Raw genomic sequence first — 21,562 nt, forward strand, 5'->3', positions numbered from 1 at the left:
AGAGTAGATTTTTAATCAGTTTTTATATCCTATTACTTTAATGCCTTCCTCTATATATTCTTGTGCGATCTTCTTGTTTAATTTGTCGTTTGTCACAATGGTGTCTACGTCTCGAATAGAGCATACTTTTACTAGCGCTTTTATGCCAAATTTACTATGGTCGGCCACGGCAATGATTTGCTTCCCATTTTCAATCATTATTTTTCTAACCCGTGTTTCTTCCAGATGATAATCTGTAATGCCGGTATCTTTTGTAATGCCACCAACACCAATGATTGTTTTATCCACATTGAACTCTTTCATAAATTGTTCGGAAATAAATCCGGACAGAGCCAGTTCATTCGGCCGTAATATTCCACCGGGTAAAATGACTCGAAATGTTGGAACATTTACCAGTTCTTGTGCGATGGTCAGGCAGTTTGTAATAATGGTAAGGTTTTTTTTGTTCTTTAAGTGGCGGGCAACTTCCAAGGTTGTCGTGCCGAGGTCGATCATTAATGTCTCTCCGTCAGAAATGAGCTCCGCGGTTTTTTTGCCGATCATTATTTTTTCTTTGGCATTTTTGGTAGATCGGGTATTATAAGAAGGTTCCGCGCCAGACTTGCTTTGTAACACCGCTCCGCCGTATACCCGTTTTAACTTGCCTTCCTGCTCAAGAAATTCTAAATCTCTACGAACAGTTTCAATGGATACATTGAATTTTTCACAAAGTTCGGGCACTTTGACGATTTTATTCAACTCTAACATTTCCATAATAATACTATATCGTTCTTGTGCTAACAATTGGATTTCCCCTTTTTAGAACCTCGCTTTTTTGTCTGTTAGAAAAAGAATCATGTATGTGTGAATCAAGATGATGTTTGAAATTATGGTAACCCTTTTTTCAAGTATCGTCAATTTCGCAATAGATTTTAAGATGAAATGATAAAACATGCAAATCTGCGACACCTTTGTGGGGATACGAGATAAAAAGTCTTTAGGAGATTAGGATAACTGAAAAAATACTTCATCAAAAGGAACCATCGGCAAACGGCGGACAGCCACTTTTCCATGGGGAATCCAGTTTCCTGAAATTTTCTGAAAAGTGATTGTGCATATCGAGCAAATGTGATAAGTTTAAATGTAATCATGAAGTACATACTGCATAATTAATTATCGGGAAAGGATTGCCTTCTTTGTAAGGGTGAATGAAATGACATTAACGGAAATGATTCAATCTCACTATGGCCAACTGTCTAAAGGCCAGCAAAAAGTCGCCAAGTATTTTCTGGAACAACCAAGGGAATTTGTCGTTCATTCTGCCAAGGAGATCGGGGAGATAATCGGGCTGAGTGAGACGACCGTGATCCGGTTTTGTTACGCCATCGGTTTGTCAGGGTATTCAGAGCTGCAAAAAACAGTACGCGACCAAATTATTTATGAAAAAAGCAGTTTGTCCCACTACTATTCTTCCAAACGAGAGTTGGCGGATGGGCCCCGTTTTTTTGAGCAGATGATGGAAAAAGACCGCCAACTTATACAGGAAACGATCGGCCGTATAAATGAGGAAGATTTTAACAAGGCTGTTGACCGGCTAGTGCAAGCCGAGAAGGTGTATATATGCGGGCTGAGATCGTCATTTTCACCAGCCAATTGGTTTGCGTTTTCACTCGGCATCGTCAGGGAAAACGTTTATCTCATTCGGAGGGATACAGACGATATCTTGTCCGCCGTTAGTGGAATGAATGCTGATTCCGTTTTCATTGCCGTTTCTTTTCATCGTTACATGAAGGAAACGTTTCATATTGCGGAAATGGCCAAAAGAAAGGGGGCGGCCATCATCGGAGTCACCGATTCTCCGCTTGCCCCGCTTCGGAACGTTGCCGATATTTTGTTGCCGCTTCATTCGACGGAAATGTCCACACTCGATATGACACCCGCCTTAATTTCTTTCATTAATGCCATTGTGGCGGGTGTAACCATCAAGGATAAAAAAGGCTTTGAAAAACGGAAAGAAGAATATGACCAAATACACAGTGACGAGTTATTTTTCAATTAATCTTGGTAAAAAAGAGGGAATCAAATGATCGAAATACGTACACTTCACACTATTCAGGAGTTACAGCTCATACAAAAGCTTGAAAAAAAGGTCTGGGGCATGGAGCCGATCCCAATCCATCAAACGATTACCGCCGTGAGAAATGGCGGACTGATGCTTGGGGCATTCGTTGATGGGGAGCTTGTCGGTTTCAGTTACAGTTTTCCCGGTTATGCCAATGGAAATAGCTTTCTATGCTCACATCTTCTTGGAGTTCACCCCGATTACCAGCATAGGGGAATTGGAAAAGCGTTGAAAGAAGAACAAAAGAAAGCCGCATTAAACAAGGGATATTCACTGTTGACATGGACATATGACCCGTTGGAAAGTAAAAACGCGTATTTAAATTTATCCAAATTGGGCGCCATTTGTTCCACTTATATTGAAAATTGTTATGGTGACATGAACGATTCATTGAACTCCGGCTTGCCGTCAGACCGTTTTAAATTGGAATGGTGGGTTGACCGGCAATTCCGTTTGCCAGACGATGGAAAAGAATGGAGAATTCCTTGGGAATATGCACAAAATGAAATGCCCAAACTGCCGAATATTGAACCTCATTTATCTGAAATAGAGGATTATGATCTCGTTTTTGTCCCGATCCCTGCCGCTTTCCAGCAAATGAAACAGCAAGACAACATGCTCGTCATCAATTGGCGCATGAAAACGAGGACTATTTTTCAAACATTGTTTTCCAAAGGGTATGTGGCCATAGCGCTTGAGAAAGAGCAGGAAGGACCTGTCCATTATTATAAATTGGTTAAAAGAAAATTATTGGAGGCGGAAAAACATGCGAATTAAGGAAGTTACATTGCGTCATATGCAAATGAGGCTGAAGTTTCCATTTACAACAAGCTTTGGGACACTCCAGAACAGAGACTTTATTTTACTTGAAGCAAAAGATGAGAACGGCCGCAGCGGCTGGGGTGAATCAGTTGCTTTTCATTCTCCTTGGTACAGTGAAGAAACAATGAAAACAAACTGGCATATACTGGAGGACTTTTTAATTCCGACTTTATTAGATCAGGAGATCAAACATCCCGACGAAGTTTCAGAACTTTTTTCCAATATCCGCAAAAATAACATGGCCAAATCAACGCTTGAAGGCGCAGTATGGGATTTATACTGTCAAGAACAAGGGATTTCTCTTGCGGCTGCGCTTGGCGGACAAAAATCAAAAATCGAAGTCGGTATCAGCATCGGCATCCAGGATACTGTTTCGGATCTTTTGCGCTTGATCGAAGGGCATGTTGAAGAAGGTTATAAAAGAATGAAAGTGAAAATCAAGCCCGGTTGGGACGTTGATGTCATGAGGGAAGTGAGGAAAGAGTTTCCGGACGTTCCATTAATGGCTGATGCCAATTCAGCCTATACTTTAAAAGATATTGATACGTTAAAAGCGTTGGATAAATTTGAATTAATGATGATTGAACAACCTTTGGCTTCCGATGACATTATCGATCATGCCCGGCTACAAAAAGAAATCGCAACTCCTGTTTGCCTTGATGAAAGTATTCATTCTTATGAAGATGCGAGAAAAGCGATTGAGTTGGGGAGCTGCCGGATCATTAATATTAAAATTGGCCGTGTGGGAGGGCTGAGCGAATCCAAACGCATTCACGATTTGTGCCAAAGCCATGAAATTCCTGTATGGTGTGGCGGCATGCTGGAATCGGGAATCGGACGAGCTCACAATGTGGCATTGACGACATTGTCAAACTTTACATTGCCTGGTGATACAGCCGCTTCTTCCCGTTATTGGGAAACAGACATTATCAAACCGGAAGTGACTGTTAAAGACGGTTATATTTCCGTTCCTGAAAAACCAGGAATTGGGTACGAACCGGATTTGGAAGCGATCGACCGTTTTACAATGGAGAAAAAAACGTTTTCGTAAGGTTCTGAAGGAGAAAAAATGTCTTTTTTCTCCTTATTTATCAAATTGACAAAAGATTCAAAAAAAGGAGAGTAATGGATGAAAAAGAGTATTCATATAGGGGGAGCATTTATCGGGCTCATTGTAGGCGCGGGCTTTGCTTCCGGCCAAGAGATATTGCAGTTTTTTACAAGTTTTGGCTGGCCGGGAATAATCGGGTCGGCAGTAGCCACTTTCTTGTTTGCCTTTTTGGGCATGAATCTTACACAGCTTGGATGCCGGCTGCAAACGAAATCTCATAAGCGGGTCATTTACCACATTTGCGGCAAGTATATTGGTCTTGCTGTTGATATTATCATGACATTCTTCTTGTTTGGAGTTACGGTAGTGATGTTTGCTGGAGCGGGTTCCATTTTCGAGCAGCAATTCGGGGTACCAGGCATTATTGGCAATATAATCCTTTCGTTCATAACTATTATGGTTGTTTGTCTTAATATTGAAAAGGTAATTTCTGCAATGGGTTTGGTTACGCCGTTTTTAATTTTGGCGGTCATCGTTATTGCTATCTATTCCTTGTTAACAATGGACGGAACCTTCGCTCAAATGCAGGAAGTTGCCCATTCTCAAAAACCGGCTGCAACTCATTGGTTGTTAGGGGCTTTTTTATATGTGTCCTATAATATTGCCGCTGGTGCGGCGATGCTTGCCGTGATGGGGGGAGCTGCGACAGATGAGAAGACTGCCGGGATTGGCGGAATGATTGGCGGGATCGGTTTGGGAGCATTAATTTTTTTCATTAATATTGGGATGTTTGCCAAACTTGATACCGTCTCTGGCGCGGATATGCCGATGCTTTATTTGGCTAACGAAATATCCCCGATTTTTGGCGGCATAATGTCGATAGTCTTGTTAGGGATGATTTTTAATACTGCGGTCGGGATGCTTTATTCATTCACGGCACGGATCAGTCCAATCGATACACCAAGATTCAAAACCTTGGTAGTCGCTTGCGGAATCGCCGCATTCGCTGCCAGCTTTGTAGGATTTACGACGCTTGTCGGCACAGTTTACCCCGTCATGGGTTATCTTGGATTTACACTTATTGCGGCAATCATCATCGCGTGGTTTAGATGGAATAAACGTCCCAAAAATCGAGATGTGAATATACTTTCATCCTAATGGAACGTTTTACGAACATTGAAGGGGCTGTGTAAAAAGTCCAACTTAAAGTAAATCCAGTAAATAATGTAAAGCCCAAGAATGTTGATTTTACAGCATTCTTGGGCTTTTTTAAACAATTTCAAGCTGAAATAGTGCTTTTCGGACAGCCCTAGCTAAAGATCATATTGCCGAAACCGCTCTTTTGGTATCACCAGATTTAACTGGCGGTAAGCTAGATAAAGGGGGATCATTTTACAGTAAAAGCCCAACTATTAGTGGACCCAATCTCACTTAATGGAAGTTTCGCTTTATGATTGTAAAATTGGCATCCAACACCGGCCAATTCTGCGGGAAAGCCTGCCCAAGCACCCAATAGGCAATTCCGCGGAGGCCATATTCTTTTACCGTATCGTACTTTGCCTGTACACTGCGGGCATCTTCAAACCACACTTCATGCTGTTGGCCTGTTTCGTCTGTATAACGGAAAAAGGGAGATTGATAGGTTTCGTGATAATGGATAGAGGCACCGTACTTGACCGCAAGGTCGACCGCCTCTTCCGGGGAAACTGTTTTAGCAAATGTTCCTTCTTCCCAAGGTATTTTCCAATCACGTCCATACAGCGGTACGCCCATAAGAATTTTGTGGCGGGGAATCGCCGTAACCGCATAATCAAGAACTTTTCTTACTTCATTAATGGGTGCGATGGCCCATGGCCTTCCGCCAGCCCATCCCCATTCGTAAGTCATAACCACTACAAAGTCGACGATTTCTCCGTGCGCAACATAATCATGTGCCTCATATAGCAGTCCTGGCTGATCCTCCCTGATTTTCGGCGCGACCGCGGTTGAGACCAAGTATCCTTCCGGCCGTAATCGTTCAACCACATTCCTGAGGAAGTGATTGTATCGTTCGCGATCTTCCGGATAGACATATTCAAAGTTAATATTGATCCCCATATATCCTTTTTCTTGAAGCAACGTTTGAATTTGGGTGATCACTTTATTTTGAATGTCCTCGTTTCGGAGGACAAGGGCCGCCCGATCGGAACTAAACGTATTTCCGTCAATGTTCGTAAGGACAAGCAGCGGAGCAACATTTCCGTTCTGAGCCGCTCTTATAATGCGGTCGTCCTTTAAAGGAGAAATCCGGCCATCTTCCAGCACAGTATGACTGAACGGGCTGATATAAGTTAAATAGGGTGAAAGCGTCGAAACAAGGTTTACACCTTTTTGCCCCATATTAGTAATGTAGGCATTTACTTCGATCGCTCTCTTCGGCTTTTCTGGAATACTTAGCCATTGTCCCAGTTGGATCATGTCGGGGGTTTGAATGTGGTTGGCCTGAACAATGGCAGAAACTGTTGTTCCATAGTGTTTTGCAATGGCTGACAAGGTTTCCCCCGGTTGAACAATATGATACCAAACAGGAATGGTTATTATTTGGCCAATATACAAATTCGTTGGTTCAGTCAGATTGTTGGCATTCATGATTTCTTGTAAGGGCACACAAAAACATTTAGCGATTGACCAAAGTGTATCACCGTGTTGAACGACATATTGATGATAGGGTGTCGGAATCACCAATGCTTCACCTGGCACCAACCTGTTTGGATCTTTCAAGCCGTTCACGGCAACAATTTGGTTGATCGTTGCCCCATATTTTCGGGAGATGTTCCAAAGCGTGTCTCCGCTTTTTACAACATGGATTTTCATCTATGGTCACCTCAAATAGGCGAATCAATCTCTTTTACCATATTCAAAGCAAAGATTTTGTGACACTAAAAAAAGGGGTAATATGATTTTTTTTTTAGAAAAAGTGAGGCCGGGCCACAACTAAATCAACTGAATAAAAAACGAACAATAAAGTGAAACTTCATTCAAGGAATGCTTTTCTCCTTGAATGTTAGTTGAACCAATCGGGCATTTAGGTGCCGTTTTTTCCCACTGGCCTTTTTGTATTCACTCAAGATATTGAAGTGGGAGTCTTATGGCACCTTATGTGCGGGATAAAGTGAAACTTCATTCAGTAGGGCTCCAACTGAATGTTAGTTGAACCAATCGGGCATTTAGGTGCCGTTATCTCCCACTTGGCCCTTTTGTATTCACTCAAGATATTGAAGTGGGAGTCTTACGGCACCTTACATGCGGGATAAAGTGAAACTTCATTATTTGCTTATGTCCCAGCCTCCGGTATTCAAAGAGCCGCAAGGGGTTTGCGAATCCATGAACTCAAAACAATGCAACATAAAAAAGGAGCTATAGTAATGTCTATAGGCTCCTCTATGGATAAGGAAAATCATTGTTCCACACCGTTTAATATTAGTTTGTAAAAAATATTCGCTTTTAAAGATGCTGATACAGTACAATATTTTTCTTCGCCTAACCGGATGGCCCGCCACACTTTCTTTGGGGTAATCTCACCATTAATGTTAAATGTCACTTCAATATCCGTAAACTCTTTGGGGGTTTCTTCCGCGCGTAACCCATGTGTGACAATTTCGATATGATTGATCTTATCTAAATAAGGTTTTAAAATCATTGTGACATCAATGCCGATACAGCCGGCGAGTGAGCCCAAGAGCATTTCTGTCGGAGTGGCGCCTTTTTCCCTTCCGCCGTACGCCTTTGTGGCATCCATCCGGATCTCATATCCAGAGTCACCCACTGCGGTAAATGCCCGGCCGCCTGTCCATTTTGTAATTACCCGCATATCAACGATCCTTTCTACTTTAAGTGGTTAGTAAGTTAAACTTGTACCAGGGCCTACTGGGATGCCAATGAAATACCATATGGCAAAGAAAATGGTCCAGCAAATAAGAATAACGATTGAATGTGGCAGCATGAGTGAAACGACTGTACCAATTCCGTTATTTTTCCCGTAGCGCTGTGCGAAAGCCACGACGAGTGGGAAAAAGGGCATTAATGGAGAAATGATATTCGTCGAAGAATCACCAATTCGATAGGCTACCTGAGTGACTTCCGGAGCAATTCCCATTTGCATAAACATCGGAACAAACACGGGAGCCATAATGGCCCATTTCGCGGAATCCGCCGCAATGAACAAGTTGATGAATGCACAAATCAAAATGAATGCAATCAGTAACGGAACGCCGTCTACATGAATGGATTGTAAAAAGGCCGACCCTTTCACGGCCATTAAAGTTCCCAAGTTCGTGTAGTTGAATAACGCAATAAATTGCGCGGCGAAAAAGATCAATACAATAAAACCGGCCATCGTTTCCAACGAGGCGGACATTAAGCTGGCAACGTCTTTGTCGTTCTTAATTGTCTTTATTATCATACCATACACGATACCCGGCACTAAAAAAATCACCATCATCAGGAAGATAATACTGTTCATAAACGGAGACTGGATCAAACTTCCTCCTTCTCCGCGCAAAACCCCATTTTCGGGGACAGTTAATAAAGCAATGACAGCCACAGTCAGTAACACGGAAATATTTGCCCACAACAATCCTTTTTTTTCTTTGTCTGAAAGCGTCTGAACAGATTCATTTTGTTTATCGGGGACAAAGGTTCCCAACCGGGGCTCGACTATTTTTTCCGTTACAAGCGTGCCGATCAATACGATCAAAAAAGTGGAAGCAAACATAAAAAACCAGTTATCTGTCGGGTTAACCGTATAACCTGCATCCAGTATACGAGATGCCTCTGTCGTCATTCCGCTCAGGATGGGATCGTTTGTACCGAGGAAAAGGTTGGCGGAATACCCACCGGCAACACCTGCGAATGCTGCTGATAAACCTGCCAATGGATGGCGCTTAAAGCCAAGAAAAATAATGGCCCCAAGCGGCACGAGCACGACATATCCGACAGATGCAGCCACGTTAGAAAGGACTCCAATCAAAACAACGATGGGAGTAACGAGCTTTTTCGGCGCTTTTGTGACAGTGTTTGTCATCAATGCGCCAATATAACCTGTTTTTTCCGCGACACCTACTCCAAGCATGGCGACTAATACCGGACCAAGAGCCACGAATGAAGTAAAGTTGTTCACAACATTGGAAAACATATATGCTATGCCTTCAGGAACGAGGAGGCTGACTATTTTTACGGTCAAAACCTCCGTTTCCATTGTTTCCTTATTCACACCTTCATAGGTGACACTTGTCTCCATTAAATAAAAAATATGAGATAACATCATGACAGCTATTGTGAGTAACATAAAAATGGTAATGGGATGGGGAAGTTTGTTGCCTTTTTCTTCAATAAAGTTTAAAAGCTTCATTGATTTCTGGTTTTGTCTTGTATCCATTGTATGTTTTCCCTTCTATAGGTTGCAGATAATATCATAGTATACCTATAAGATTTATTAAAATCCAGTATAAGATACCAAGATTTCGCACGTAAATTTTTCATATTCACAAGTAAGCGCATACTACCTTTAGCACGTCTCGCTCTGGAATATTTGATACTTGTTCCAATAATTGAATAGAAATGAACGCTTGTTTATTTCTAAAGATAAAGGAAGAACCCTAACGGGGTTCGAGAATTTCCATATATAAGCGCCGGGAAATTTCGGGTTGGTTTAGCCCAAACTTCAGATGACGGTTGATCACTTCAACTGTTTCGGATTTCAATAAATTTCGGCGCATCCAAAGGCTGTGTATGCGGAAGGTGCTATTGGTTTTAGTGAAAACTACAGAATAATAGGTTATGAACATTAATTTTATGTAATTTATTTACTTTTTCCCAGTCTCAACTATTCAATCTACATGCTCCAAATGTAAAAAATCACTGATGAGCTTCAAACTTTTTTCTTTGGGATAGTCTTGGTACAAGTTGCTGGCCATTTTGACGGGGTCGCCAAAAAAATATCTTTCATACTGAGTTTGTCTTGTACCGAACGAACTCATTGTCAGATCCCAGGCCAAACGGAATATTTTTACCCGGTCGACAGCGGATTTATCTGTTCCTTGAAGGCACTTATGCAAGTAAGTGCTTATGGGGGAAGCAAAGTCATTTTCAGGTGGTAATGTAACCAACCCGCTGGCTCCAATTAATTGGACGATTTCCGCAAATCGGGGGTACAGCTTTGGAAAAATGGTGCCGGCTACTTTTAGTGGTACGAGGCTAGGGCGCATACAACCCCAATCATCCAATTCAGCATCATTTTCCGATTTTGCCAATAGTGATTTCATTGTTTCATATCCGCTAATGATCTCGGAAATTTTTTCCTGTACATGTTGATATTCGCCAACGTTGATCGTTTCGGCCAACATTTGGGCCACCCCAAGGAGAAATTCTGTTTTTTCTATTTGTCTAATGATTACTTGATGGTAGGCTAAAGGGTGGAAGGAGCTTTGCAGCTTGAAGTCGGTAGCTGCCTCCAAATTGTCGTAAAAAAATACGTTTTCCCACGGCACTAATACGTTGTCAAATACAACGATAGAATCCATTTCTTCGTACCTAGAGCTGAGGGGATAGTTAAACGTTGACTTGCCTCCCACAAACGATTCTCTGCAGATAAATTTCAAGCCTTCCGTATTCGAAGGGATAGAAAAAGCAAAGGCCTCATTTGGATCAAAGAAGATTCTGGGAGCCGTATAAACCAGTACCTCATCTGTAAACCCTCCTAGGGTGGCAAGCATACGGGCGCCCTTGATCACAATTCCTTTTTCATTTCTTTCAATTACTTTGGCGGAAAGAGCTTCCTCCGTGAATCCCAAGTTTATTTGCGAGCGGTTTATCTGTGGAGTTATAAAAGCATGAGCAAATGATAAGTCTTCTTTCATGGCTCTTTTGTATAAAGAGATAATATGTTCGGGAAAGCAGTTTTTCATTCCTTTTAAAAAGGCAGCTGAGGAGGCAAAACTCATAATCACCGTATTCATATAATCGGGGCTTCTGCCAAACATCCCATGGGTATGTCGTGCCCAGTGCTCAATCATTTTTCTTCTTCTTATTAAATCGTCTTTTGTTTTTGGATGCAGATAAGAAAGCCCGACAGGCTCATCTTGATCCGGAAAAAGGAACGTCATTTGCTCTTTTAAATCGTCTTTATTTTGTAAATCATAAAGGGATGCGATCGTTCGGACAACTCCTTGAAAGGAGGGATGGTCGGAAATATGTCCTTCCACTTTTTTACCATCGAGCCAAATCTCGGCCCCCATCCTGTTTAATCTGTCGATATACCCTGTTCCATCAATGATTCCCATTTCACCACTCCTCATTCATAGGAAGTTGTGCAATGGTTTCAGTTTATTAGAGATGGAGATTGTTCTATTCCCTTTTTCTTTCAAGAACTTTGTTACAATGTCGGGAACAGTTTAGTACAATGTAAGTAGCTCGGGAGTATTCTGAATATTTTTGGCGGCTGATTGAAAGGCTGTCCACAGCGGTCTCCTAGCGTTAGTGGTGAACGAAGTTGAAGCCGGTATGGACAGCAATTGCAGGAGGGAACAGAATGAATCTCGGATGGGAGTATTTAAGAATTGTAAAAAAGAGGTTTCAACATATAAAACAACTCGGGGATAAGACTATGGAACAATTATCAGAAGAGGACATTCATTGGAGGTTGAATCAAGAATCAAACAACATCGCCATGATTGTAAAACATCTTAGCGGCAACATGATGTCCAGATGGACCAACTTTTTGGAGTCGGATGGGGAGAAGCCATATCGGAAGCGCGAGGAAGAATTCATTGATGACATCCCGACAAAAATGGAACTGGAAAAGGTGTGGGAAAAAGGGTGGGATGCCCTGTTTCATGCCTTAGACCAATTAAAGGAAGAAGAGTTGTTAAAGCAAGTTTTGATTCGCGGTGAAAGCCATACGGCGATGGAAGCGATTGAAAGGCAATTGGCCCATTACGCTTATCATATTGGCCAGATCGTTTATATCGGGAAGCAAATCAAGAATGAAGATTGGAGCAGTTTGAGTATCCCCAGAGGAAAGTCAGAAGAATACTTACAGCAAATGTTTCAAAACATCAACAAAAATAGTCTTGAGGGTTGAGGGAGGGCGCGGAGTTAGAAGCTATTAAAATATTTCACTATGCAAATGCATTATTTTTTGCTAGCGCCCCTGATTGGCATTTACACAATCGCTTCTACTCATTTCATCGCAATTATTATTAAGCAGAGCAACATGAAATACGGCTACGAAGAAGAGTTGATGTGACTTATCGCAGTGCTTTGAACTCACTCAGAAACGAGGAGAGGAAGGGGAGAGTTGGCGGTAAGCGGTAGCGCCAGTTTATTGCGTGGAATATTTTTATGGGCAAATTGTGTGGAAACCCCAACATTTAGTATAGAGCCAAAATTTGATCTAAATTTAAAAATAAATAAGCTTGTAGAGAAAAAACATCATCTTTCTCTACAAGCTGAGAGAGGGTGTTCCCTCCTTTAGTATGCTTTTGCCCAGTATACCAATTCCTCTGCTTCTTTTCCGCAGCATACGCATGTGTCCGCTATTTTTTCCTGTTCAAATGGAATACATCGTGATGTAGCTAATGTGTCTTCTTTAATCTTTTCTTCACAGGCGATATCACCGCACCACATAGCTTTAATAAATCCAGCTTGTTCTTCTAAAATCGTTGCAAACTCATCCATGTTTTTAGCAACATTGGTTTTTTCTTGTAAATGTTTTTCTGCACGATTATATAAATTCATTTGCACTTCTTCAAGCAAAGCAGGTAAGCGCGTTGGTAATTCAGTTAATGTAACAAATTCCTTTTCACCTGTATCACGACGGACAAGCACCACTTGTTCTTTTTCAATGTCTTTTGGTCCCATTTCAATGCGGACTGGGATACCCTTCATTTCATACTCGTTAAATTTCCAGCCAGGCATTTTATCACTCGCATCGATGTCTACTCTTACAAGATCCTTTAATTGGTCACGTAAATGATACGCTTTATCCAACACACCTTCCTTATGTTGCGCAATCGGCACAATCATCGCCTGAGTTGGTGCAATGCGTGGCGGGATTACTAGACCACGGTTATCCCCATGAACCATAATTAAAGCCCCCATAATCCGAGTGGATAACCCCCAAGAGGTTTGATGGACATATTGACTGTCACCATTTTCATCTAAATACGTAATATCAAATGCTTCCGCAAACCCTGTACCAAAATGGTGTGAGGTTCCAGATTGCAAAGCTTTTCCATCATGCATAAGGCTTTCGATTGTCAATGTATATTTAGCACCAGCGAACTTTTCCTTATCCGTCTTTCTTCCTTTAAGGACTGGTATAGCTAAGTACTTCTCCACCACGTCCGCATAGATACTTAGCATCCGCTCTGTCTCTTGGGAAGCTTCTTCATCAGTTGCATGTGCAGTATGCCCTTCCTGCCAATGGAATTCGGAGGAACGTAAGAATGGTCGTGTTGTTTTTTCCCAACGAACAACATTTCCCCACTGATTATAAAGCTTTGGCAAGTCACGGTAAGAATGAATATTTTTAGAGTAATAATCGCAGAACAACACTTCTGAAGTAGGGCGAACGGCAAGACGTTCTACCAACTCTTCGTCCCCACCATGTGTCACCCAAGCTACTTCAGGAGCAAACCCTTCCACATGGTCTTTCTCCTTTTGCAACAGACTCTCTGGAATAAATAACGGAAACGCAACATTCGTGTGACCTGTTTCTTTAAATTTCTTATCTAACACATCGCGTATATTTTCCCATATTGCAAACCCGTACGGCCTAATGATCATCGTTCCGCGAACCTGACCATAATCAACCAACTCTGCTTGCTTAACGACATCGGTATACCACTGTGAAAAATCATCTTCCATTGCAGTAATTTTTTCTACAAACTGCTTGCTTTTCTTACCCAAAACGAAACACCTCATTTAACTATTTTATTTACATACTAATAACAACTCTACCTGCAGTGGAGACCAACTTCGGTCAACCGTATTGAAAATGTGTGTTACCGGAAAAAAATTCGCAAATCGTTTCCCGCACGAACAGACATAGCGACGCTTTTTGTAGAAGAGGTAAGTCAACCGTTCAAACCACTTTAAATGTTTGATCTTTTGAATGCGATAATCATGAACTTTCTTAGTCCTCTCACCACAGCTGGGACACTTGTGTACCTTGACAGCCACTTCTATGAAGCGCAATACGATCTTCCATTTCCTCCACTTTAGTGATCCATACATCTTAAAGACCAGGCATTTTATGACAAATTCACTTGCACGCAACTCCAATCTTTTCTTGTTTCTAGTCAATTCAAGTATAAAAGAATGGGTTGTTTGCGTGGAATATTTTTATGGGCAAATTGTGTGGAAACCCGAACATTTAGTATAGAGCCACACAAAAAAAAGCGCCGCCCGGGCGCTTTTTTTCATCATACTAACAAGTGAAACAATGTGCTGTCTTTATTTACTTCAGTATAAGAAATGCCTCTTTTGTTCATCCGTTCAATCAGGCCCGCGTAATCTTCGCGGCGTTTCAGTTCTATACCGACCAAGCCCGGTCCTCTTTCTTTATTGTTTTTCTTGGTGTATTCAAAAGTGATGATGTCATCATCGGGTCCAAGGACTTCATCCAGAAACTCACGCAAGGCTCCGGCGCGTTGCGGAAAGTTCACGATAAAATAATGCAGCAACCCTTCATACATCAATGACTTCTCCTTAATCTCCTGCATTCTGCCGATGTCATTGTTCCCGCCGCTGATGACACAAACAACCGTTTTTCCTTTAATCTTGTCCTTGTAAAAGTCAAGTGCCGAAATGGGCAGGGCTCCGGCGGGTTCGGCGATAATCGCGTGTTGATTGTATAAATCCAAAATGGTTGTGCACACTTTTCCTTCCGGTATGGAAACAATATCGTCGACATATTTTTGGCAAAGCTCAAAGGTGTGATTGCCGACACATTGTACAGCCGCCCCATCTACAAATTTATCAATGGCCGGAAGCGCGGTAACGGCTTTATTTTCAATCGATGTTTTCATGCTTTGCGCGCCTTCCGGTTCAATCCCGATCATTTGCGTATGCGGAGAAACGTTTTTGATATAAGTGCTTAAACCCGCCATAAACCCGCCGCCGCCGATGCTTCCAAAAACAAAATCCACCGGTTCATGAATGTCATTCATAATTTCAACCGCAACAGTTCCCTGACCGGCAATAATCTGGTGGTCATCAAACGGGTGGATAAAAATCAAGTCTTGTTCTTCCGCAAATTCATGAGCGCTCTTGGAGCTGTCATCAAAAGTGTCGCCCGTTAAAACGACCTCGATGTATTCGCGACCAAACATTTTCACTTGGTCGATCTTCTGCTTTGGGGTTGTTTGCGGCATAAAAATGGTGCCTTTTATTCCCAAGTGGGCACATGCATATGCGACACCCTGGGCATGATTGCCGGCACTTGCACAAACAACGCCTTTTTCACGAGCTTGTTTTTCGATCGTTTTCATTTTATAAAAAGCACCGCGCAGCTTAAATGAACGCACATGCTGCAAATCTTCCCTTTTTATATATACATTGCAGTCATATTTCTCGGATAATCTTTCGTTTTTTTGCAAAGGCGTATGGGCCACTACGTCTTTTAGAAATTGATAAGCAATGAGGATATCTTCCAGATTCACGGTCTTTGTCTTTTCCTTAGTTGTGTTCATGGCGTCATTTCTACCTCCGCTTTCGTATAAACATTTCTATATTATAACATGATACTTATAAAAATAACACATATAATATTCGCAATATTTCGGGAAAGCGGTTACATTTTATCTTTTCTTAAAATATAGGCATTCTGCCGTGACGCAACCGATTATTTAGAGCGTCCCGGGTTTGCAGAGGAGTGAAACCAGCCTCTTTCCCCATTAGATGTTCGCACACCGGGGAAGATTCCTTTTGTGAGGGAACTTCCTTGATTGGTAATGGTTCTCGGACTAGTTGGACAATTGGCATGTACGCACGGGCAACAGTATCCCCCTTTCGGACAGCATCCAAGACAGCTTGAGCCAGGGCTTGCCGGTAAAAAAGTAATTACGATGGGTGAGATAAATTGAATGCCGGCAACGATACTTGCTCCTGAATGGACTGCCGCATTAACATTGGCCTGCATGTTTTTTCATCTGAAGTACATGCTACCTTGTACCCCTTTAAATCATTTTTTTCCACCGTAACATCATGTTGTGGGATGCTGATGTAAGGTACAATTTGTATATCGGCATTTGCGATTCCATATGGTATAATTCTTGCTGAATGTAGGTTGTTATTATGGGATTATTTTCCAGTTCGCTTTATAGATATCCCCAATGTGAGGACGGTTGCATCCGACATAACAGATATGTTCCCTTCATCTTCTCCGGTCACGATATTTGGATTTGCTTTTCGGAAGCCGAGCTGTGAGCGAATCATTTTTTCGCTTTGATTTCTGGTAAAATTAGGGTGCCTATACATATCACATAATGATAAAATAAGCTGATAAGTACATTTTAGGAGGTAGAAAATTGGAATCAAAAATAGATACTCCGAAAGGGTTCGGGCAAATACTGGATTTGACTTTTAGTATCAGTAGGAAGAAGTTTTCGGAATTTATATTGATTATGCTCATATTTCTGGGACCCATTTTTGTGTTGCAAGCGGTGTTGGAACTGGCTTCAGGGGTCGGCTTTTTTCGGGAGGTTCAAGCGGAAGGTGCTTGGTATGACCGCACCTTGGATAGCTTCGATGAAATTTCAACTATGAGGGATGTGGCAATCGGTTTTTCGGCTTTGCTTTCTTTAATATTTGGACCGATAGCTGGAGCGGCCATTATACTTGCTGTAAACCATATGAGAAAAGGAGAAGAATACACCGTAGGATCGGTTATTAAAAGTGCATTTTCACGCTTTTGGCCTATTTTTGGAAGCAATATTTTGTTTTACATGATTGCGGGCGGCCTTTATTTTATTCCGTTGATTAGCATAATATTTTTAGGGGTTTTGGGCGCGGCTATATTTCCTGTTGCCGGCATTATTGTGGCTGTTTTTCTTTTTCTGGTAACCCTCTTTGGGCTCGGCCTGTTTTTGACTCGCTTGAGCTTTTATTTCGGTTCAGTTGTCTTAAAAGAAGAAACACCTGGTATTTCTAGAAGCTGGAAGCTGACGAAAGGCCGCCTTTGGCCAACATTTGGGATTTATGTTGTATTTACTTTGATTTTTACGTGCATCACCATGGCATTGGAATTTTCTTTTGGCCTTATGTTGGGTAATAGTGTTTTATTGGCAATGATCGTCAATGTTGGCACGCTGTTTACCTCGCTCATATTTGCCGTTGGTTATGCTGTCATGTATTTTGACTTGAAAGCACGTCACGATGCAGACGACTTAAAGGAAATGATTGGAGATTATCAGACTACTTAACAAGTCAGGTGATGATTTATGTTAGAAGCGGACGAGGCGGGCAAAAAGCTGAAAGAGATTTTGGGCAAAGATGAATACCAAGCGTATCAAAGTGATCCTTTATCGGAGTGGTGGGGAAAAATCAAGGAGCAGTTTGCAAATTGGCTCGAAGGATTATTCCCTTCTTGGGAAGCTCCTCAGTCCGCTTCAGGCCCGCTTTTTATTGCGGTTGTGGTAATGTTTGTCATCGTTCTTGGTATAACGGCATTTTTTGTTGCACGGACTGTATCGAGATCGCGTAGATTTCGTGATGACCAACCATTTCAATCCAAGAAATATTTGGAGTGGACATGTTTAAAGCATTTGTCTGAAGCCAAAAAGCTGGAAAACATTGGAGAGCTTTCTCCTGCAGTACGTCATCTTTTTTTGGCGCTCCTTCTTTATTCTGATGAACAAGGGTGGCTGAAAGCAAAAATATGGAAGACAAATTGGGAGTACTACGAAGAGATCAAACACACCAATATTTCTTGGGCCGAACGATTTTATGAATTGGCAAAGGTGTTTGACGAAATTGCTTATGGGGAGAAACAAATATCACCTGAAGAATTTAGCCGCTTCCGAAACAAAGTTATGGCATGGCTGGAACAGGTTGAAGAGAAAATGGGCAGTTAGGCTGGAAAGGGGGATGGGGCTTTGGAAAAAAGGAGCTCAAACAACAAATTGTGGTTTTGGGGCGTTATCGCCCTTTTGTTGTTGCTTGTATCCACCTACCTTTTGGACATGAAGGAGCCGAAAAAGTATCGGGATTATGATTCCGAATCGCCTTCTCCCACGGGTTTAAAAGCTTGGTATACATATTTGAAAGATGAAAAAAACGTTGTGCAAAGATGGCGTCATTCACCGGAACACTTGAACGTGGATTCTCCGAATCAAACACTGATCATGGTCCAGCCCGCATTCATACCGGACGGGGCAGAAATGGATGCTTACAAACAATTTATGGAAGCGGGAAATTCCATCATATTATGGTCAATGAACCCGCAAGGAATGTTTGGCTTGTCCACAGAACCTATAGATGGTGACGGTAATGGCAAGGTATCGGATCAAAACAAGAAAGAGCATGGCGCGATGATTTCATATAGGCAGCGGCTCATTGCCGCCCCTGATGATCAGGTGCTTTTAAACGATGAATTCGGCCCAATCGCTTTAAAGCGGCAGGTTGGCGACGGCCAATTGATTGTCTCTCTTTTCCCAAATTGGTTAGAGAATGGCCAGCTGATGGAGGAGGATCATGTATCATTAGTAATCTCCCTGCTTAATGAAGCTGGCGGGGACAAAGTCCTTTTTGACGAATATATCCATCGTGAAAAAGGCTCTGGGGAAGCATTGATTTTATATCCGCAATGGTTTTTATTAATGATGTTTCAATTGGGGATAATGGCGATACTTTGGCTGTGGTACAGAGGCAAACGTTTCGGCCCGGTATTGATTCCGAGGGAAGAGTCTGTTCGTTTCAGTGATGAAAGTATTCGAGCGATCGCGGCTTGGTATATAAGGGGGCAACGGTATCGGGATTCCCTTGCCATACAAGCTGATTTTTTAAAACAGATCTTTAAAGAACGGCGGGGTGTGCCCTTTCAGAATGGCTGGACAGATTTAACACCTTACTTTCTACAACGGGGATGGAAGAAAGAAGAAGCAACTGTTTTTTTGGAAGGGTTGGCTGACGTTTTACAGAAGGAAAGTGTTAGCAAACAAGAATACTTGCTATGGTCCAAGAAAATAGATCGTGTGAGAAAAGAGGTAGAGCGTGGATGAGACAAAAGATACAATCTTTGCTGGAGCAATATGAGGGTGCTATTTTAGGACAACGGTCAAATCTGCGGCTGTTATTGTCGGCTATTTTGGCTGGCGGCCACGTATTGGTCGAGGGGGTTCCCGGAACGGGAAAAACAGCGATGGCAAAGACACTTGCAAAATTGTTGGACGGGAAGTTTGAGCGGATCCAATTCACCCCTGACTTGCTTCCCAGTGATATTACGGGAAGCATGATTTTAAATATGCAGGAAGGAAAATTTGAAACGTTAAAAGGTCCAATCTTTACAAATATTTTACTGGCTGATGAAATTAACCGGACGCCTGCCAAAACACAAGCCGCTCTCTTGGAGGCGATGGAGGAAAAACAGGTGACGATTCAGGGAACAACGTACCCGTTGCCGGATGTGTTTTTTGTCGTGGCCACCCAAAACCCAATTGAATTTGAGGGGACTTACTCACTGCCGGAAGCACAACAAGACCGCTTCTTATTCAAGCTCAATATCAATTTTCCGGAATTTAATGAGGAAATGGAAGTATTAAGGAATGTGTTGGAAAACAAACTGGATGCGAGTTTAATATCTCCTGTCATGGATTTGGCTGACTTTTCGGCCATTCAATCAGAGATTGAAATGGTTACAGTAGGAGATGGCATTTTGGAATATATCATGCACATCGTAAGAAGAACGCGCGAAACTAATGCCATTCGTTTCGGAGCGAGTACGAGGGCGGGCATTTCGATCGGAAAAGCCGCGAGGGCATGGGCATATCTTGCAGGCCGGGATTATGTGACTCCGGATGATATTAAAATGGTGGCAAAGCCCGCATTAAGGCACCGGATCCAATTATCCCCGCACGTTGAACTGGAGGGAGCAGCCGTTGACCAAATTATCGAAGAACTGGTGGGGGCGGTTCCTGTTCCGCGATAGAGGGATTTTGCCGACGAAACGCCTGCTCATTTTATTTGGCGTGTTGTCTATGGGCCTGTTCATGATCGGATTTTTTTCCGAAATTTCTTGGAGAGCAGTCATCATCATCAACATACTGCTTTTCTTGGCAAGTCTTCTTGATTTGCTTTTGTCCCCAAAGAAGGGTGAACTGACTTTTGAAAGGGAGCTTCCGGAGCAAATGGAAAGAGGGCTTCCCAACGAAATACAAGTAAAAGTAAGGAATCGGTCGCAACACTTCGTCTCATACAAATTTATGGACGATCTTCCGCAAACGTTTGAATGTCCTTTTCCTGTTTTTGGCCATATGCAAAAGGAATCTTCAGCATCCATTTCATATGAAACGACCGCTTGGCAGCGGGGAAGATATGAAATTATAAAGCTTTATGTCAGATACAAAAGTGTGTTGGGTCTTTGGGAAAAGCAAACAACCTTTGATTTGCCGAAAACAGTCAAAGTCATTCCAGATTTAACGGAGACAAAACGATATTTGGAGAGCGCTCAACGATATTTACTTTATGAGGGAACGAAAATCCGGAAATTACAAAAAGGAACGGGAGAGTTTTCTCAAATTCGCCGCTATGTTCCCGGTGATGATCCGCGTATGATTAATTGGCGGCAAACGGCTAAGTTGCGTGAAGTGATGACAAATGAATATGCGCCGGAACATGGGAAATATATTATGATATTGATTGATTGCGGGAGAATGATGGGGGCAGAGCTCGCAAAAGGGAGCCGCTTGGAAAGAGTATTGGATGCGGTTGTGGCTGTAACAGCAGCAGCTCTGCAAAAAGGCGACTATGTTTCCGTTCTTGCTTTTTCCAAAGAGATTAAAAAATACGTTCCGCCCGCCAAAGGGATGGAACACCTGCAAACGATTCTGGAAGCCATTTATGATTTGGAAGCAGATCCAGTTGAGCCGAATTATGCCGCTGTTTTTGCCTTTTTGGAAACCGTCCAGAAAAAACGGAGTCTCCTTCTGTTGTTTAGTGATGTAAGGACCTTTCTTCATGAGGAAATGGCACTGAGTTATTTGCAATCGCTCAGAAGAAGGCACCAGTTTTTGATCATGGGGATGGAAGACTTGCCACTCTTGGAAAGGGCCGATGACGAGCCGGTTACGGTACAGGCTGCTATGATAAAAAGCATCGCCCAACAGCAGATCCTTTTTAAAAAGCGCGAAAAAGCAAAATGGGAAAGGCAGGGTCTGCAGTTGATCGAAGCACCCGAAGAAAGCTTGGCGGCAAGTGCAATTTCCGGCTATATCGAGATTATGAATCGCAATGTTTTGTAATTTTTCCGGGGCTGTCCGAAAAGAATATTGCGGCTTGATAACTTAAAAACAAAACCCAAGATTGCTGTAAAAATCAACATTCTTGGGTTT

The 21,562-nt window shown here is 42.3% G+C and carries 17 protein-coding genes and 1 pseudogene; 10 read left to right on the forward strand and 8 right to left on the reverse strand.

The annotated features are described in order from the left end of the window. Nucleotides 1-15: 15 nt before the first annotated feature. Complete coding sequence (locus NST31_RS13755) at nucleotides 16-783, reverse strand: DeoR/GlpR family DNA-binding transcription regulator (protein WP_077113684.1); 768 nt, start codon at nucleotides 781-783, stop codon at nucleotides 16-18. 409 nt (nucleotides 784-1,192) lie between these two features. Here NST31_RS13755 and NST31_RS13760 point away from each other — a divergent pair, with 409 nt between their 5' ends. The 4 genes from NST31_RS13760 to NST31_RS13775 all read left to right on the forward strand — a co-directional run bounded on the left by NST31_RS13760 (nucleotide 1,193) and on the right by NST31_RS13775 (nucleotide 5,132). Continuing rightward, nucleotides 1,193-2,038, forward strand: a complete 846-nt coding sequence (locus NST31_RS13760; RefSeq protein ID WP_339161330.1) for a MurR/RpiR family transcriptional regulator — start codon at nucleotides 1,193-1,195, stop codon at nucleotides 2,036-2,038. A gap of 24 nt (nucleotides 2,039-2,062) precedes the next feature. After that, nucleotides 2,063-2,878, forward strand: coding sequence for a GNAT family N-acetyltransferase (locus NST31_RS13765; RefSeq protein ID WP_077113686.1), 816 nt, complete (start codon nucleotides 2,063-2,065; stop codon nucleotides 2,876-2,878). Continuing rightward, the gene (menC, locus tag NST31_RS13770) at nucleotides 2,868-3,974 is read left to right on the forward strand and encodes an o-succinylbenzoate synthase (RefSeq protein ID WP_339161332.1); all 1,107 of its coding nucleotides are present in this window, start codon (nucleotides 2,868-2,870) and stop codon (nucleotides 3,972-3,974) included. The genes NST31_RS13765 and menC overlap by 11 nt, the downstream gene beginning before the upstream one ends. A gap of 78 nt (nucleotides 3,975-4,052) precedes the next feature. After that, entirely contained in the window at nucleotides 4,053-5,132 is a 1,080-nt protein-coding gene (locus NST31_RS13775) for a hypothetical protein (RefSeq protein WP_339161334.1), read from the forward strand. 273 nt (nucleotides 5,133-5,405) lie between these two features. Here the strand turns inward: NST31_RS13775 and NST31_RS13780 are convergent, their stop codons facing one another. The 4 genes from NST31_RS13780 to hpaB all read right to left on the reverse strand — a co-directional run bounded on the left by NST31_RS13780 (nucleotide 5,406) and on the right by hpaB (nucleotide 11,293). Continuing rightward, nucleotides 5,406-6,827: a LysM peptidoglycan-binding domain-containing protein gene (locus NST31_RS13780; RefSeq protein WP_339161336.1), complete on the reverse strand. Its 1,422-nt coding sequence runs from the start codon at nucleotides 6,825-6,827 to the stop codon at nucleotides 5,406-5,408. A 583-nt stretch (nucleotides 6,828-7,410) separates the two neighbouring features. Continuing rightward, nucleotides 7,411-7,824, reverse strand: a complete 414-nt coding sequence (locus NST31_RS13785; protein WP_077113690.1) for an OsmC family protein — start codon at nucleotides 7,822-7,824, stop codon at nucleotides 7,411-7,413. A 27-nt stretch (nucleotides 7,825-7,851) separates the two neighbouring features. Beyond that, nucleotides 7,852-9,390, reverse strand: coding sequence for an AbgT family transporter (locus NST31_RS13790; protein ID WP_339161339.1), 1,539 nt, complete (start codon nucleotides 9,388-9,390; stop codon nucleotides 7,852-7,854). Nucleotides 9,391-9,841: 451 nt separating this feature from the next. Continuing rightward, the gene (hpaB, locus tag NST31_RS13795) at nucleotides 9,842-11,293 is read right to left on the reverse strand and encodes a 4-hydroxyphenylacetate 3-monooxygenase, oxygenase component (protein ID WP_339161341.1); all 1,452 of its coding nucleotides are present in this window, start codon (nucleotides 11,291-11,293) and stop codon (nucleotides 9,842-9,844) included. Nucleotides 11,294-11,541: 248 nt separating this feature from the next. Here hpaB and NST31_RS13800 point away from each other — a divergent pair, with 248 nt between their 5' ends. Next, nucleotides 11,542-12,093: a DUF1572 family protein gene (locus NST31_RS13800; protein WP_339161344.1), complete on the forward strand. Its 552-nt coding sequence runs from the start codon at nucleotides 11,542-11,544 to the stop codon at nucleotides 12,091-12,093. A gap of 389 nt (nucleotides 12,094-12,482) precedes the next feature. On the opposite strand, the gene proS is transcribed toward NST31_RS13800, so the two are convergent. The 3 genes and pseudogenes from proS to ilvA form a co-directional block, all read right to left on the reverse strand. Next, entirely contained in the window at nucleotides 12,483-13,922 is a 1,440-nt protein-coding gene (gene proS, locus NST31_RS13805) for a proline--tRNA ligase (RefSeq protein ID WP_339161346.1), read from the reverse strand. 114 nt (nucleotides 13,923-14,036) lie between these two features. Further along, nucleotides 14,037-14,223, reverse strand: a pseudogene (locus NST31_RS13810) (transposase family protein); the annotation flags it as partial. A 214-nt stretch (nucleotides 14,224-14,437) separates the two neighbouring features. Continuing rightward, nucleotides 14,438-15,706 carry a threonine ammonia-lyase IlvA gene (ilvA, locus tag NST31_RS13815; protein WP_077113695.1) on the reverse strand — a complete coding sequence of 423 codons (1,269 nt, stop codon included), beginning with the start codon at nucleotides 15,704-15,706 and terminating at the stop codon, nucleotides 14,438-14,440. Nucleotides 15,707-16,543: 837 nt separating this feature from the next. Here ilvA and NST31_RS13820 point away from each other — a divergent pair. The 5 genes from NST31_RS13820 to NST31_RS13840 are packed head-to-tail and all read left to right on the forward strand — an operon-like array spanning nucleotide 16,544 to nucleotide 21,472. Next, nucleotides 16,544-17,437, forward strand: coding sequence for a hypothetical protein (locus NST31_RS13820; protein WP_339161348.1), 894 nt, complete (start codon nucleotides 16,544-16,546; stop codon nucleotides 17,435-17,437). Between the two features lie 18 nt (nucleotides 17,438-17,455). Continuing rightward, nucleotides 17,456-18,088 (forward strand): DUF4129 domain-containing protein, encoded by a 633-nt coding sequence (locus tag NST31_RS13825; RefSeq protein ID WP_077113698.1) that lies wholly within the window; start codon nucleotides 17,456-17,458, stop codon nucleotides 18,086-18,088. A gap of 21 nt (nucleotides 18,089-18,109) precedes the next feature. Beyond that, nucleotides 18,110-19,234, forward strand: a complete 1,125-nt coding sequence (locus tag NST31_RS13830) for a DUF4350 domain-containing protein (RefSeq protein WP_339161350.1) — start codon at nucleotides 18,110-18,112, stop codon at nucleotides 19,232-19,234. After that, on the forward strand, nucleotides 19,231-20,160 hold the full coding sequence (locus NST31_RS13835; protein WP_339161354.1) for a MoxR family ATPase: 930 nt from the start codon (nucleotides 19,231-19,233) through the stop codon (nucleotides 20,158-20,160). Before NST31_RS13830 ends, NST31_RS13835 begins: the two co-directional genes overlap by 4 nt. Continuing rightward, complete coding sequence (locus NST31_RS13840) at nucleotides 20,111-21,472, forward strand: DUF58 domain-containing protein (RefSeq protein WP_339161357.1); 1,362 nt, start codon at nucleotides 20,111-20,113, stop codon at nucleotides 21,470-21,472. The genes NST31_RS13835 and NST31_RS13840 overlap by 50 nt, the downstream gene beginning before the upstream one ends. The last annotated feature ends 90 nt before the right edge of the window (nucleotides 21,473-21,562 follow it).

It is taken from the genome of Siminovitchia sp. FSL W7-1587, from assembly GCF_037963795.1.
GTDB lineage: Bacteria > Bacillota > Bacilli > Bacillales > Bacillaceae_C > Siminovitchia > Siminovitchia thermophila.